The sequence below is a fragment of the Streptomyces sp. ALI-76-A genome, from assembly GCF_030287445.1.
GTDB lineage: Bacteria > Actinomycetota > Actinomycetes > Streptomycetales > Streptomycetaceae > Streptomyces.
Genome location: NZ_JASVWB010000002.1, coordinates 5346809 through 5361065 on the forward strand (window position 1 = coordinate 5346809; position 14257 = coordinate 5361065).

14 protein-coding genes are annotated in these 14257 nt (G+C 72.4%); 9 read left to right on the forward strand and 5 right to left on the reverse strand.

What is annotated here, in order from left to right; translation table 11 throughout:
* Nucleotides 1-8 precede the first annotated feature (8 nt).
* The 4 genes from QQS16_RS25085 to QQS16_RS25100 all read left to right on the forward strand — a co-directional run bounded on the left by QQS16_RS25085 (nucleotide 9) and on the right by QQS16_RS25100 (nucleotide 4416).
* Nucleotides 9-1385 (forward strand): glycoside hydrolase family 10 protein, encoded by a 1377-nt coding sequence (locus QQS16_RS25085; RefSeq protein ID WP_286064104.1) that lies wholly within the window; start codon nucleotides 9-11, stop codon nucleotides 1383-1385.
* Nucleotides 1386-1485: 100 nt separating this feature from the next.
* On the forward strand, nucleotides 1486-2556 hold the full coding sequence (locus QQS16_RS25090; protein ID WP_502963836.1) for an LCP family protein: 1071 nt from the start codon (nucleotides 1486-1488) through the stop codon (nucleotides 2554-2556).
* Nucleotides 2557-2669: 113 nt separating this feature from the next.
* Nucleotides 2670-3026 (forward strand): YciI family protein, encoded by a 357-nt coding sequence (locus QQS16_RS25095; RefSeq protein WP_286064106.1) that lies wholly within the window; start codon nucleotides 2670-2672, stop codon nucleotides 3024-3026.
* A gap of 46 nt (nucleotides 3027-3072) precedes the next feature.
* Nucleotides 3073-4416: an RNA polymerase sigma factor gene (locus tag QQS16_RS25100; RefSeq protein ID WP_502963837.1), complete on the forward strand. Its 1344-nt coding sequence runs from the start codon at nucleotides 3073-3075 to the stop codon at nucleotides 4414-4416.
* 54 nt (nucleotides 4417-4470) lie between these two features.
* On the opposite strand, the gene QQS16_RS25105 is transcribed toward QQS16_RS25100, so the two are convergent.
* Entirely contained in the window at nucleotides 4471-5640 is a 1170-nt protein-coding gene (locus tag QQS16_RS25105; protein WP_502963838.1) for a class I SAM-dependent methyltransferase, read from the reverse strand.
* Between the two features lie 90 nt (nucleotides 5641-5730).
* Between QQS16_RS25105 and QQS16_RS25110 the strand changes: the two genes are divergently transcribed.
* From QQS16_RS25110 to groL, 4 genes are all read left to right on the forward strand, one after another.
* Nucleotides 5731-6630, forward strand: coding sequence for a polysaccharide deacetylase family protein (locus QQS16_RS25110; protein WP_286064109.1), 900 nt, complete (start codon nucleotides 5731-5733; stop codon nucleotides 6628-6630).
* 32 nt (nucleotides 6631-6662) lie between these two features.
* On the forward strand, nucleotides 6663-7457 hold the full coding sequence (locus QQS16_RS25115; protein WP_286064110.1) for a polysaccharide deacetylase family protein: 795 nt from the start codon (nucleotides 6663-6665) through the stop codon (nucleotides 7455-7457).
* Nucleotides 7458-8177: 720 nt separating this feature from the next.
* A complete protein-coding gene (groES, locus tag QQS16_RS25120; RefSeq protein ID WP_003998759.1) occupies nucleotides 8178-8486 on the forward strand; it encodes a co-chaperone GroES in 309 nt (102 codons plus the stop codon).
* A gap of 125 nt (nucleotides 8487-8611) precedes the next feature.
* On the forward strand, nucleotides 8612-10237 hold the full coding sequence (groL, locus tag QQS16_RS25125; RefSeq protein ID WP_286064111.1) for a chaperonin GroEL: 1626 nt from the start codon (nucleotides 8612-8614) through the stop codon (nucleotides 10235-10237).
* A gap of 84 nt (nucleotides 10238-10321) precedes the next feature.
* Here the strand turns inward: groL and QQS16_RS25130 are convergent, their stop codons facing one another.
* The 3 genes from QQS16_RS25130 to QQS16_RS25140 all read right to left on the reverse strand — a co-directional run bounded on the left by QQS16_RS25130 (nucleotide 10322) and on the right by QQS16_RS25140 (nucleotide 12628).
* On the reverse strand, nucleotides 10322-11011 hold the full coding sequence (locus tag QQS16_RS25130) for an ester cyclase (RefSeq protein WP_286064112.1): 690 nt from the start codon (nucleotides 11009-11011) through the stop codon (nucleotides 10322-10324).
* Between the two features lie 75 nt (nucleotides 11012-11086).
* Nucleotides 11087-11860 (reverse strand): SDR family NAD(P)-dependent oxidoreductase, encoded by a 774-nt coding sequence (locus tag QQS16_RS25135; RefSeq protein WP_286064113.1) that lies wholly within the window; start codon nucleotides 11858-11860, stop codon nucleotides 11087-11089.
* Between the two features lie 96 nt (nucleotides 11861-11956).
* A complete protein-coding gene (locus QQS16_RS25140) occupies nucleotides 11957-12628 on the reverse strand; it encodes an MOSC domain-containing protein (RefSeq protein ID WP_286064114.1) in 672 nt (223 codons plus the stop codon).
* Nucleotides 12629-12709: 81 nt separating this feature from the next.
* Between QQS16_RS25140 and QQS16_RS25145 the strand changes: the two genes are divergently transcribed.
* A complete protein-coding gene (locus QQS16_RS25145; RefSeq protein WP_286064115.1) occupies nucleotides 12710-13606 on the forward strand; it encodes a LysR family transcriptional regulator in 897 nt (298 codons plus the stop codon).
* A gap of 98 nt (nucleotides 13607-13704) precedes the next feature.
* Here QQS16_RS25145 and QQS16_RS25150 read toward each other — a convergent pair whose 3' ends face one another.
* Nucleotides 13705-14034 (reverse strand): WhiB family transcriptional regulator, encoded by a 330-nt coding sequence (locus QQS16_RS25150; RefSeq protein WP_286064116.1) that lies wholly within the window; start codon nucleotides 14032-14034, stop codon nucleotides 13705-13707.
* Nucleotides 14035-14257: the final 223 nt, after the last annotated feature.

A 14257-nucleotide genomic window follows, 5' to 3' on the forward strand; every position in this document is an offset into this window, starting at 1 on the left:
CCCCCGCAATGAGCACCTCCAGAACCTCCCCCTCCAGATCCTCCCTGCGCGTGCGCTGCACCGCCCTGTTCGCCGGCCTCACGGCCGTCGGTGCCCTGCTCGCCGCCGGTACGACCGGCGCCCACGCCGCCGACGGGCCCCTGCGCGACCTCGCCGCCGCCAAGGGCAAGGTCATGGGCACGGCGGTCACCGGGTCCAAGCTCACGGGCACCTACGGCGAGATCGCCGGACGCGAGTTCAACGCGCTCACCCCCGGCAACGCCATGAAGTGGGGCTCGGTCGAACCGGTCCGGGGCACGTTCGACTGGGCCGAGGCCGACCGGATCGTCGACTTCGCCGAGGCGCACGGGCAGCAGGTGCGCGGTCACACCCTGGTCTGGCACAGCCAGAACCCCGGCTGGCTGGACAACGGCACCTGGACCCCGGCCCAGCTGGGCCAGCTGATGAAGGACCACATCGCGACCGAGGTCGGCCGCTACAAGGGCCGCCTCGCCACCTGGGACGTGGTGAACGAGCCCTTCAACGAGGACGGCACCTACCGGCAGACCCTCTGGTACAACGGCCTCGGCGCCGACTACATCGCGCAGGCCCTGACCGCCGCCCGCGCCGCCGACCCGGCCGCCAGGCTGTACATCAACGACTACAACGTCGAGGGCGTCAACGCGAAGAGCACCGCCCTGTACAACCTGGTCAAGTCCCTGAAGGAGCGCGGAGTCCCGATCGACGGGGTGGGGCTCCAGGCACACCTCATCGTCGGCCAGGTGCCGTCGACCCTCCAGCAGAACATCCAGCGGTTCGCCGACCTCGGTGTCGACGTGGCGATCACCGAGCTGGACATCCGGATGCAACTCCCCTCCGACAGCGCGAAACTGACCCGGCAGGCCGCCGACTACAAGGCGGTCGTGAACGCCTGCGTGGCGGTGGCGCGCTGCGTCGGTGTCACCGTCTGGGGCTTCACCGACTCCGACTCCTGGATCCCGGACACCTTCCCGGGCCAGGGCGCGGCGACCCCGTACGACGAGAACTACGCGCCGAAACCGGCGTACCACGCGATCGCCGAGGCGCTCGGCGGGACCACGACCCCGCCGACGGGTGCCTGCACGGCGGCCTACAGCGTCACCAGCCAGTGGGACACCGGCTTCACCGGGCAGGTCAGGATCGCCTGCACGGGAGCCGCGCTGTCGTCCTGGAAGGCCGGCTGGACCTTCGGCGCGGGGCAGCGTGTCACCCAGGCCTGGAACGCGGCCTGTTCGCAGTCGGGCGCGGTGGTCAGCTGCTCCAACGCCTCCTACAACGGGTCGGTGCCCAGCGGGGGTTCGGTGACCTTCGGGTTCAACGGCTCGTGGAGCGGCAGCAATCCGGTGCCCACGGTGACCCTGGGATGACGGTCCGTCACGGAATGCTCGCTTCCGGGCGAGAAGTCTGAGAATTTCCGAAGGAATGCAGGTAGGAGGTTCCTGCACGTAATAAATCGGAATTATGTTCATGTCTGTGACCGGACATGACGAGAGCAACGACGAGAGCGGGGACGCGGCCAGAAGAGCGCGCCGCCGGTCGACAGTCCTCAGGACCGCCGGTCTCACCCTGGCGGGAGTGCTGGTGCTCGGAGTCGCGGCGGCGGGCTGGGCGTACTGGCATCTCAACAGCAACATCAGGAGCGTCGACATCAACGGCGCGCTCGGCGACGACCGCCCGCCCAGGGCGGTGGCGGCACCGTCCTCGTCCGGTACCGCCGCCGCCTCCCCGCTGCCCACCGGCTCCCTGAACATCCTGGTCCTCGGTTCGGACACGCGCAGTGGCAAGGAGAACCAGGAACTCGGCGGCGGCAGCAGCGAGGGCGCCCGGTCCGACACGGCGATGGTGGTGCACCTGGACGCCGGCCGGACGGCGGCGACCGTGGTCAGCATCCCGCGCGACACCCTCGTCGCCCGGCCCTCCTGCCCGCTGCCGTCGGGCGACTCGACGGCCGAGCGGTACGCGATGTTCAACAGCGCGTTCTCGGTGGGCGGGGCCGTGTGCGCGGTCAAGACCGTCGAGTCGGTCACCGACGTGCGCATGGACCACTACATCGAGATCGACTTCGCCGGCTTCGCGAAGCTCGTGGACGCGCTCGGCGGGGTCACCGTCACCACGGACGAGGACATCGACGACGAGGACAGCCACCTCACGCTGGACGCCGGCACCCACGAACTCGACGGCGCGCAGGCGCTCGCCCTGGCCCGCACCCGGCACGGCGTCGGCGACGGCAGCGACCTCGGCCGCATCGGCCTCCAGCACAAGCTGGTGAAGGCGCTGCTGGAGCAGATCGCCTCGACCGACCTGCTCTCCGACCCGGCCCGGCTGTACAGCGTGGCCGACGCGGTCACCGGCAGCCTCACCACGGACACCGGACTCGACTCGCTGACCGAGCTGATGCGGCTCGGGGAGAGCCTGCGGGGGCTGTCCGCGAACGAGGTGACGACGGTGACCATGCCGGTGGTGCCGGCCCCCTCGGACAGCAACCGGGTGGTGGCCGAGGAGCCGGAGGCGGGCGAGCTGTGGAAGTCGCTGCGCTGACCGCGGCCCTTTCTTCGAAATGTTCCGGCGTGCGTGTCGATCCGGCCGTCTCCTGATCGACGCACCGGTGAGAGGCCGGGAAGGACCCGGCCCGTACCGCAGGAGGAGCCACCATGCCGCGCTACCTGTCGCTGGTGAGGATCGACGAGAGCACCGCGCCCGCCGAGGGCCCGAGCCCCGAGCTGATGCGGCGCATGGGGGAGCTGATCGAGGAGATGACGAAGAGCGGGGTGCTGCTCGACACCGCCGGGCTGACGCCCACCGCGCAGGGCACCCGCGTGCTCTGGGAGGGCGGCGGGATCTCGGTCACCGACGGGCCCTTCACCGAGTCCAAGGAGGTCGTCGGCGGCTACGCGATCATGCAGTGCAAGGACAAGGCCGAGGCGCTGGAGTGGACCAGGCGGTTCCTCAAGGTGCACGAGGCGCACTGGACCGTGACCTGCGAGGTGCGGGAGATCGCGGAGGGCTGATCTCCCCGCTGATTCCGCTTGGTCCCGGGCCCGCCGGGGGTGTTGCATGAGGGCTGTGACCCCACAGCCCTCCGCCGCCGCCCCGGGCCCCCCCGCCGCACCCCAGCCCTCCGGCGCCCGGCGGCCCACCGCGCCGCGGCTCCCCGCCGAGGAGCCGCGCGCGACCGTGGAGACCGTCTTCCGCATGGAGTCCGGGCGGATCATCGCCGGCGTCACCCGCATCGTCCGGGACATCGGCATCGCCGAGGAGCTGGCACAGGACGCGCTGGTAGCCGCCCTGGAGCAGTGGCCCCGGGACGGGATCCCCGACAACCCGGGCGCCTGGCTCATGGCCACCGCCCGGCACCGCGCCGTCGACCTGGTCCGGCGCCGGGAGAACTACGCCCGCAAGCTGGCCGAGATCGGCCGGGACCTGCCGGCCGCGGCACCGCCGGAGGAGCCCGCCGACCCCGACGGCATCGACGACGACCTGCTCCGGCTGGTGTTCACCGCCTGCCACCCGGTCCTGTCCGCCGAGGCCCGCACCGCGCTCACCCTGCGGTTGCTCGGCGGCCTGACCACGGCCGAGATCGCCCGCGCGTTCCTGGTCCCGGAGCCGACGGTCGCCCAGCGCGTGGTCCGCGCCAAGCGGACGCTGGCCGCCCGGAACATCGCCTTCGAGGTGCCGTACGGCCCCGACCGCGAGGCCCGCCTCGGTTCCGTCCTCGACGTCATCTACCTGATTCACAACGAGGGGTACGCCGCCACGGCCGGCGACGACTGGCTGCGCCCGGGCCTGTGCGAGGACGCCCTGCGCCTGGCCCGCGTCCTGTCCGCGCTGATGCCGCGGGAACCGGAGGTCCACGGCCTGACCGCGCTGCTGGAGTTCCAGACCTCCCGCGCGGCCGCCCGCACCGGCCCCTCCGGTGAGCCCGTCCTCCTCCGGGACCAGGACCGCGGCCGCTGGAACCGCATGCTCATCGTCCGCGGCATCACCGCCCTCGACCGCGCCGGCGCCACCACGGCCGGCGCCCCGGGCCCGTACGTCCTCCAGGCCGCCATCGCCGCCTGCCACACGATCGCGCACTCCTACGAGGAGACCGACTGGCCCCGGATCGCCACGCTCTACGGCCTGCTCGCCGCCCGCACGCCCTCCCCGGTGGTCGAACTCAACCGCGCGGTCGCGGTGTCGATGGCACAGGGACCCGAACCGGCCCTGCGGATCGTGGAGCCGCTGACCGCCGAACCCGCCCTGCGCGACTACCACCTGCTGCCGAGCGTGCGGGGGGACCTGCTGCTGCGGCTGGGGCGCGGAGCGGAGGCGCGCGCGGAGTTCGCCCGCGCGGCGGACCTGACCCGCAACGAACGCGAACGGGACCTGCTGCTCCGCCGGGCGGCGGAGTGCGGGTGAGCGCGGGGCACCGGGCACCGACCGCGGTCGCCCCCCGTCCCCGTGCGCCGGGCGTCACCCCGTCCGGTGGCCCAGCAGCATCGTCGGGGCCCCCGCGACCCGGGTCAGGAACACGGTGGCCGCGTTCGGCCCGTGCTGCTTGGGGAGCACCTTGCGGCGCAGCTCCTCCGGCTCCACCGCCGACCCCCGCTTCTTCACGGTCAGGACCCCGACCTCCCGTTCCCGCAGCAGCGCCCTCAGCTTCTTGACGTTGAACGGCAGCCGGTCGGTGATCTCGTAGGCGGTGGCGTACGGGGTCGGGCGGAGTTCGTCGGAGGTCACGTAGGCGATCGTGGCGTCGAGCAGTCCGCCGTCGAGCGGGTCGGCGACCTCGGCGACCAGGTGGGCGCGGATGACGGCGCCGTCGGGCTCGTACAGGTAGCGGCCGACGGGGCGGACCGGGGGGTCCGGCAGGCCCCGGCCGAGCAGGGTGCGCGGGCCGGGCAGCAGGGTGGCGCGGACCGCCCCCGGCTCGGTGCCGAACCACAGCACCGCTTCCTTCACGTCCCCGCCGTCCGAGATCCACTCGGCCTCGGCCCCGGCGGGAACGGCCTCGTGCGGGATGCCCGGGGCGACCTTCAGGGCGGCCCACCGGGCGGTCGACGCCGCGCCCACCGCCCAGGACAGCGGCGGCGAGTACGCCTCGGGGTCGAAGATCCGGCCCCGGCCGCCGCGCCGCGCCGGGTCGACGAACACGGCGTCGTACCCGGCCGTGTCGACCTCCGTGACGTCCGCCTCCCGCACCTCGACGAGTCCGGCGAGGCCGAGCGCGTCCGCGTTCGCCCGGGCCACCGCCGCCGTCACCGGGTCGCGGTCCACCGCCAGCACCCGGATCCCGGCCCGCGCGAACGCGACGGCGTCCCCGCCGATCCCGCAGCACAGGTCGGCCACGGAGGTCACACCCAGCTCCCTCAGCCGCCGCGCCCGGTACGCCGCCACGCTCGCCCGGGTCGACTGCTCGACCCCGTTCGGCGTGAAGAACATCAGCCCGGCGTCCCCGGCCCCGAACTTCGCCGCCGCCCGCTGCCGCAGCCGCGCCTGCCCGAGCGCCGCCGACACCAGTGCGGCGGGGTGCGCGCGGCGCAGCCGGGTGGCGACGGCGAGCTCGTCGGCCGGGTCGGTGTCGCGCACCTCGTCGAGGAGGGCACGGCCTTCGGGGGTGAGGAGGAGAGCCAGGTCGTTCACCGGCTCATTGTGGGCCAGTCGGTGGACGGTCCGCTCGCGGCGGCGGTGTCGCCCGGAACGCGCGCGGGCGGCCTGCGAGGATCCGGCACCATGCGAACGGTAGGACAAAAATACAAAAGTCGGTCATCTGCGGCGGTACGGAGTGGCCTCGCCGTACTCGCCGCCGCGGCCCTCGCCGCCGGCTGCGCGTCGGGCACCGGTCCCGACGTACCGCCGGCGCCCGGCCAGCAGGGCGCCAAGGAGGCGGCCGAGGTGCGCGCCGCGCAGCAGGCGGCCAGAGTCGCCGCGGCGAAGCGGTGGGGCCTGAAGAAGGTCCCGCTGACGCCCCCGCCGCCCCCCGCGGTGAAACCCAGGATCACCACACGTGAGGGCTTCGAGGTCGACGGCCACCGGGAATCGAACCTCCCGCCGGTCTTCACCACCATCCCCACCCGGCACAAGGTCGTCTTCCTCACCATCGACGACGGAGCCGAGAAGGACCCGGCGTTCCTGCGGATGATGAGCCAGCTGAAGGTCCCGTACACCGCCTTCCTCAGCGACTACCTGGTCAGGGAGGACTACGGCTACTTCGCGAAGATGCGGGACGCGGGCGTCGGGCTCAACAACCACACCCTGAGCCACCCCTACCTGCCGGGGCTGTCGTACGCCCGCCAGAAGCGCGAGATCTGCGGCATGCAGCACGTGATCGAGCGGCGCTACGGCAAGCGGCCCACGCTCTTCCGGCCGCCCTTCGGCAACTACGACCGGGACACCCTGCGCGCGGCGAAGGCCTGCGGCATCAGGTACGCCCCCCTGTGGAACGAGGAGGTCTTCGTCGACCGCTGGGAGTACCGGGAGTGGGACCGGAAGATCCGCCCCGGCGACATCGTGCTCAGCCACTTCCGGGGCCGGGAGGACTGGAAGGGCACGATGCCGGACATGATCCGCCGGTTCCTGAACAAGGTCACGGCCGAGGGCTACGCCGTGGCCCGCCTGGAGGACTACCTGTGAGGTGGCGGCGGTGGCCACTGGCGGGGACACTCGTGGCCGCCGTCCTGCTGACCGGCTGCGCCCGGTCGGCCGGCCCCGCCGAGCCCGTCGAACGGCCCGGGGGGACGGCGGCCGGGCGGGCGGGCTCCCCCGTGCCGGACGGGGCCGGGAAGCCCGCGTACCGCCGCTGGGGCCTGACGGCCCCGCTGCCGTCCGCCCCGGAGCCGCCCGCCCGGTCCCCGGTGACGCGAGCGGCGGGTCCGGGCGCGCTGCCCGTGGTGCGCCGCGTACCCACCACCGACCGGGTCGTCTTCCTGACCTACGACGACGGCGCCGAACGGGACCCGCGGTTCGTCGACATGGTCCGCGAACTGCGGCTCCCGGTCAGCATGTTCCTCACGGACAGTGTCGTCGGGCCGGGGTACGGGCACTTCGCGCGCCTCCAGGCGGTCGGCGCGAGCATCCAGAACCACACCCTCGACCACCCCGCCCTGCGCGGCCTGCCGTACGCCGGCCAGCGCGCCGAGATCTGCGGCCAGCAGGACAAACTCCGGTCCCGTTTCGGCATCCGCCCCCGCCTCTTCCGCCCTCCCTACGGCACGTACGACACGACGACCCTGCGCGCCGCCGCCGACTGCGGTGTCTCGGCGGTCGTCCTGTGGCGGGCGTCCGTGGAGGGCGACGGGCTGACCTTCGCGGAGGGGGAGAACCGGCTGCGCCCGGGCGACATCGTGGCGCTGGCGTCACGGGAGCCGACGGGCCCGTCCCTGCGGGACCGGACGACAGCCTTGCTGCGGGAGATCCAGGGCCGGGGGCTGACGGTGGGGCGGCTCGAGGACTACCTGTGACCCGCGGGACCGTGCGGGCCCGCCGCCCGAGGGCCGGCCGGGCCCGCACGGTCCCGCGGGTCCACGCCAGGGCCGCCGGTGCCAGAAGCGGGAGCGGCAGCCCGGTCGGCACCTGAGCCGCGGGCCCGTGCGGGGAGGACAGCCGCCGGCCCGAGCGGCATCGGTGCGCCCGAGCGGGCCGCCGTCACCGTCGCGTGGCCGCCCCGCGCCGGGAGCAGGCCGATCGCGGCCCGCAGGCGGCCTCCGCCCGCACCGGTCCCGCGACCCGGGCGGACACCGCCCGCCTCGGCCGGCCGGTCGGTGGCGCCGACCGGGGACGCCACCGCCGACGACGGACGGGGCGGAGCGGGGAGCGCGCAGTGGCAGGGGGAGGCGGTGCGGGCGCCGCGCAGCCGGGCCGGGCGGTCCCGGCGCGTCCACGCGTGGGGGTGAAGCCGTTCAGGCCGGAACGGGTTCCGGTGGCGGCAGCCCCGGGGCCACCGCCCCGGGGCTGCGCCAGGGCATCGCGCCCGGGAGGTGACCGGGAAATCCGCCGACGCGCCGCCGGCGATTGGCACTCCGCTTGACCGAGTGCTAATCGCGGTCATAGTCTCAGGTCTGGCACTCCCCCCGGGAGAGTGCCAACTAGCGACGGGCAGGTCCGGCACCCGCGACGACGGATCCACCTGGTCGCCACCTCAGACAGTCAACCCCGTGATCTCCGAAGGGGGAGGTCGGATCGTGACGACCACCAGCTCCAAGGTTGCCATCAAGCCGCTCGAGGACCGCATTGTGGTCCAGCCGCTCGACGCCGAGCAGACCACCGCCTCTGGCCTGGTCATCCCGGACACGGCGAAGGAGAAGCCCCAGGAGGGCGTCGTCCTGGCCGTCGGTCCGGGCCGCTTCGAGAACGGCGAGCGCCTGCCGCTCGACGTCAAGACCGGCGACATCGTGCTGTACAGCAAGTACGGCGGCACCGAGGTGAAGTACAACGGCGAGGAGTACCTCGTCCTCTCGGCTCGCGACGTGCTCGCGATCATCGAGAAGTAGTTCACCCCGCTTCCTCGCGAAGCAATTGCTTTGAGCTGCGCCCCTGGCCCCCCGCGATCACTACTGAGCCGGGCGCCGGGGGCGCGGTCAATTTCACCTAGATTTCCGAGAGGGCTCACGCTCCCATGGCGAAGATCCTGAAGTTCGACGAGGACGCCCGTCGCGCCCTCGAGCGCGGCGTCAACAAGCTCGCCGACACGGTCAAGGTGACGATCGGCCCCAAGGGCCGCAACGTCGTCATCGACAAGAAGTTCGGCGCCCCCACCATCACCAACGACGGCGTCACCATCGCCCGCGAGGTCGAGCTCGACGACCCGTACGAGAACCTCGGCGCCCAGCTGGTGAAGGAGGTGGCGACCAAGACCAACGACATCGCGGGTGACGGCACCACCACCGCCACCGTGCTCGCCCAGGCGCTGGTGCGCGAGGGCCTGCGCAACGTCGCCGCGGGTGCCTCCCCGGCCGCCCTGAAGAAGGGCATCGACGCCGCGGTCAAGGCGATCTCCGAGGAGCTCCTCGCGACCGCCCGTCCGATCGACGAGAAGTCCGACATCGCCGCCGTCGCCGGTCTGTCCGCCCAGGACAGCCAGGTCGGCGAGCTCATCGCCGAGGCGATGGACAAGGTCGGCAAGGACGGTGTCATCACCGTCGAGGAGTCCAACACCTTCGGTCTGGAGCTGGACTTCACCGAGGGCATGGCCTTCGACAAGGGCTACCTGTCGCCGTACTTCGTGACGGACCAGGAGCGCATGGAGGCCGTCCTCGACGAGCCGTACATCCTGATCAACCAGGGCAAGATCTCCTCGATCGCCGACCTGCTGCCGCTGCTGGAGAAGGTCATCCAGACCAACTCCTCCAAGCCGCTCCTGATCATCGCCGAGGACGTCGAGGGCGAGGCCCTGTCGACCCTGGTCGTGAACAAGATCCGCGGCACCTTCAACGCGGTCGCGGTCAAGGCCCCCGGCTTCGGTGACCGCCGCAAGGCGATGCTCCAGGACCTGGCGATCCTCACCGGCGCCACGGTCGTCTCCGAGGAGGTCGGCCTCAAGCTCGACCAGGTCGGCCTGGACGTGCTGGGCTCCGCCCGCCGTGTCACGGTCACCAAGGACGACACGACCGTCGTCGACGGCGCCGGCGACTCGGCGGACGTCACGGGCCGCGTCGCCCAGATCAAGGCCGAGATCGAGAACACGGACTCCGACTGGGACCGCGAGAAGCTCCAGGAGCGCCTCGCGAAGCTGGCCGGCGGCGTGTGCGTGATCAAGGTCGGCGCCGCCACCGAGGTGGAGCTCAAGGAGAAGAAGCACCGTCTGGAGGACGCCATCTCCGCGACCCGCGCCGCGGTCGAGGAGGGCATCGTCTCCGGTGGTGGCTCCGCGCTCGTCCACGCCGCCAAGGTCCTCGAGGGCAACCTCGACAAGACCGGCGACGAGGCCACCGGTGTCGCCGTCGTCCGCCGCGCGGTCGTCGAGCCGCTGCGCTGGATCGCCGAGAACGCCGGCCTGGAGGGTTACGTCATCACCGCCAAGGTCGCCGAGCTCGACGCGGGCCAGGGCTTCAACGCCGCCACCGGCGAGTACGGCGACCTGGTCAAGGCCGGCGTCATCGACCCGGTCAAGGTCACCCGCTCCGCCCTGGAGAACGCCGCCTCCATCGCCTCCCTCCTCCTGACGACCGAGACCCTGGTCGTCGAGAAGAAGGAAGAGGAAGAGCCGGCCGCCGGTGGCCACGGCCACAGCCACTCCCACTGAGCGACCTCCCACCGAGCGACCCGCTCGCGCAAAGGGCCCCGATCCGCACCCGAGTGCCGGACCGGGGCCCTTCCCCTTCGCGGGTCATTCCCCCAGTACCCCCAGCTGCTCCAGCAGCCCGGCCCGGTCGTACTGCCACCAGCCCTCGCAGATCCGCCCGTCCCGGAACCGGTGCCAGGTCATGCCGGTCATGGTGACCTCCTGACCGGTGGCCGCGATCCCCAGGAAGTCGCCCTGGTGCCGGCCGGTCCAGGTCCAGCGGGTGCACACCCGCCCGTCCTGCGCGACCTGGTCGTCGACACGGAAGGCGAAGTCGAAGGCCCGCCGCCATCCCGCGTACTCCTCCTGCGCCCCCCGCAGTCCCAGATCCGCGGGATGCGCCGGATCGTGGTCGACGTAGTCGTCGGAGAACCGCTCGAACAGCAGCCCCGGCTCACCGCGCCCGGCCAGCTCGAAGAACTCCCGCGCCAGGTCCGGATCGAGCTGCTCGTCCCGCACCACGTCCAGGTCGGTGAACGTCGGCTCGGCGTCGCACAGGGCGACCATGTCCTGGAAGATCCGGTCGGTCTCCGGCAGCCCGGAGTTGCGCATCGCCTCCTCGTACGACGGGAACTCCACGATCTCGATGAAGTGCGACGCGTCCGCGCGGTCCTTGCCCACCACCGCGTGCGTCGCGGTCCGCTTCCCCTTGGTCTGCTCGACCCATGTGTCCAACAGCCGGTTCATCTCGTCGAACCGGCTGGTCCTGCACTCGATGAGCTGTACGAACGTCATGACACCGCCTCCGTCCCCCCTGGGCGCGGTCAGGTCCCCCCATTCTCCCACCGGAGACGTGAGGCCACCCCTTTCCTACTGAGGCCCGTACTTGCGCCCCGTCCGCGACGAGATCCCGCCCAGCAGCGACCGCGGCGCGACCTTCGCCAGCCCCATCAGCGCCTTGTACCGCGGATCCGGAATGGACACCGTCCTGCCGCGCGCCAGATCCGCCAGCGCCGCCGCCACCAGCTTGTCCGCGTCCAGCCACATCCAGTCCGGGATGTTGTCCGTGCCCATCCCGGCCCGCTGATGGAACTCGGTGCGTACGAACCCGGGGCACAGCGCCATCAGCCGCACCCCACTGCCCGCCAGGTCCTTCGCCGCGCCCTGCGTGAACTGCACGACCCACGCCTTCGACGCCCCGTACGTTCCGCGCGGCAGGAAGGCCGCCACCGAGGCGACGTTGACGACACCGCCGCGCCCCCGCTCCCGCATCGCCTCGGCCGCCGCCGACGTCAGCCGCAGCACCGCCTCGCAGTGCACCTTGAGCATGGTCAGCTCGTCGGCCATGGGAACGTCGAGATAGCGGCCCTTGTTGCCGAAGCCCGCGTTGTTGATCAGCAGGTCGACGGGGTTCCTGCGGTCGCCGAGCCGGGCGGCCACCGCTTCGATGCCGTCGTCCGTCGCCAGGTCGGCGGTGACCACCTCCGCCTCGATGCCGTGCCGGTCGTGCAGTTCGGTCGCCTGGTCCCGCAGCCGCTTGGTGTCGCGGGCGACCAGGACGAGGTTGTGCCCGTCCGCTGCCAGCCGCCGTGCGAACGCGGCACCGATGCCCGCGGTCGATCCCGTGATGAGAGCCGTTGTCATGGCGCAAGGTTAGTGACCGGGACCGCGCCCGTCCGCACCGCGCACAAGCCCTCCACCATCGGCGCAGCCGCCGGGGACGGCGGCCCCCGCGGGCGCTCAGCGGACTCCGTGTTCCGCCACGTACCTCAGCGCCGACTCCCGCAGCTCCGGGTGCAGCGCCCCGCCCGCCGCCAGCAGCCGCGGCTGTAGTTCACGCCCGGTCGTGACGGCCCGGAACGCCAGGGCCACCGTCACGTCGTGCTCGGGACGGTGGACGATCTCGACGGGATCCCCGGCACGGATCTCACCCGGTTCGACCACCCGCAGATACGCGCCCGACGCTCCCCTGCGGGTGAACCGCTTCACCCACTGCCGTTCACCCATGTGGCCCTGGAAGGTGCGGCACGGTATCCGCCCGCTGCTGACCTCCAGCACCACCTCGGACCCGATGCGCCAGCGCTCGCCGATCAGCGCGCCGGAGACGTCGATGCCCAGGGTGGTGAGGTTCTCCCCGAAGACGCCGTTCGCCAGCGGGCGCCCCAGCTCGCGCTCCCAGTCGTCCAGGTCCTCGCGGGCCACCGCGTACACGGCCTGGTCGTCACCGCCGTGATGCCGCCGCTCGCACACCGCGTCCCCGGCCAGTCCGCTTCCGCCGACGCCCTTGGGGCCGGGGGCCGCCACCCGCACGGGCCCCTCGGCCGGCCGTTTGTCGATGCCGGTCACGCCCTCCGGGTGGTCCGTGTACGGAACGGCCTTCGCGCGGCCCACATTCACCGACAGCAGCTTCATGACGGCACGGTACGAGGCGGACCGGCAAAGCGTCGACGCATTATCCGGCACCGTCCCCAAGGCCCGCTTATGCTCGGTGGCGTGATCGAGGCCCGTCATCTCCGCGTGCTGCGCGCCGTCGCCGCCACCGGCTCCTTCTCGGCGGCGGGACGCGAACTGGGCTGCACCCAGCCCGCCGTCAGCCAGCAGATGAAGGCCCTGGAGGCGTCCGTGGGCACCCCCCTGCTGATCCGCACCGGACGTGAGATGCGGCTGACCCAGGCCGGCGAGGCCCTCGTACGGCACGCCGCCGGGATCCTCTCCGGGCTGACCGCGGCCGAGGAGGAGGTCGCCGCCATCGCGGGCCTGCGCGCGGGCCGGGTCCGGCTCGTCTCCTTCCCCAGCGGCAGCTCCACGCTCGTCCCCGCCGCCCTCGCCGCCCTGCGCGCCGAACACCCGGGCACCCGTGTCTCGCTGGAGGAGGCCGAGCCGCCCCGGTCCGTCGAACTCCTGCGCGAGGGTGACTGCGATGTGGCCCTCGCCTTCCGCTACGAGGGCGCGGCGGGCGCCGAGGAGTGGGACGACCTCGTCGTGCGGCCCCTGCTGACGGACCGTCTGGTCGCCCTCGTCCCCGAACGGCACCGCCTCGCGCGCGCGTCGTCCGTCGCCATCGGGGAACTCGCCCGGGAGCCGTGGATCGCGGGCTGCCCGCGCTGTCGCGGGCAACTGGTGGAGGTGTGCGAGGGCGCCGGCTTCACGCCCCGCATCGACTTCGCGACCGACGACTATCCGGCGGTGGTGGGCCTGGTGGGCGCCGGCCTCGGGGTCGCCGTCCTGCCCCAGCTCGCCGTCGAGTCCGTACGGCCCCGGGGCGCGCGCACGGTGACCCTGGAACCGGCGGTGCGCCGGGAGATCGTCGCCCTCACGCTGCCCGACCTGGCGCAGGTGCCGGCGGTGGCGGCGACGCTGGACCAGCTGACGCTGGCCGCGGCCCGCTGACGACGGTCCGTCCGCAGCGCCTGCCGTCGACCGCCGGAAGAACCCGCCGGAAAAAACAAGGGCACGCCTACGCGTGCCCGCCTTGCAGAAACGTTCCTTCAGCTGTTCGAAGCGGTGTCACCACCGCCGGCCGACGCCGACACCAGCCGGTGGCGCGCCCGCCCCATGAGTTCCTCGCGCTCGTCCTCGGTCAGCCCGCCCCAGACGCCGTACGGCTCCCTCACCGCCAGCGCGTGCGCCGCGCACTGCGCACGCACCGGGCACCTCATGCAGACCTCCTTGGCCGAGTTCTCACGAGCGCTCCGGGCCGCCCCGCGCTCGCCCTCCGGATGAAAGAAGAGCGAGCTGTCCACCCCGCGGCAGGCGGCCAGGAGCTGCCAGTCCCACAGGTCCGCGTTCGGTCCGGGAAGGCGGGAGAAATCTGCCATTGCGTGACCCCTTGTCGCCGTTCTGGGCGGATACGGTGTCCACGACCGTACATCTACGATCTAAGGAGATGAAAATATGACTCATTGCGAATCTAGCTCCAGACACCGGCAAATAGGAAGAAATGCGGCTGAATGGGGCACGCCTTGTAATGAAAGGCCGCCGGTGCGCCGCGCATGTCTGCACCGTGTCCGAGCCCTCACGTAGAGTGCCGAAGATGGCACA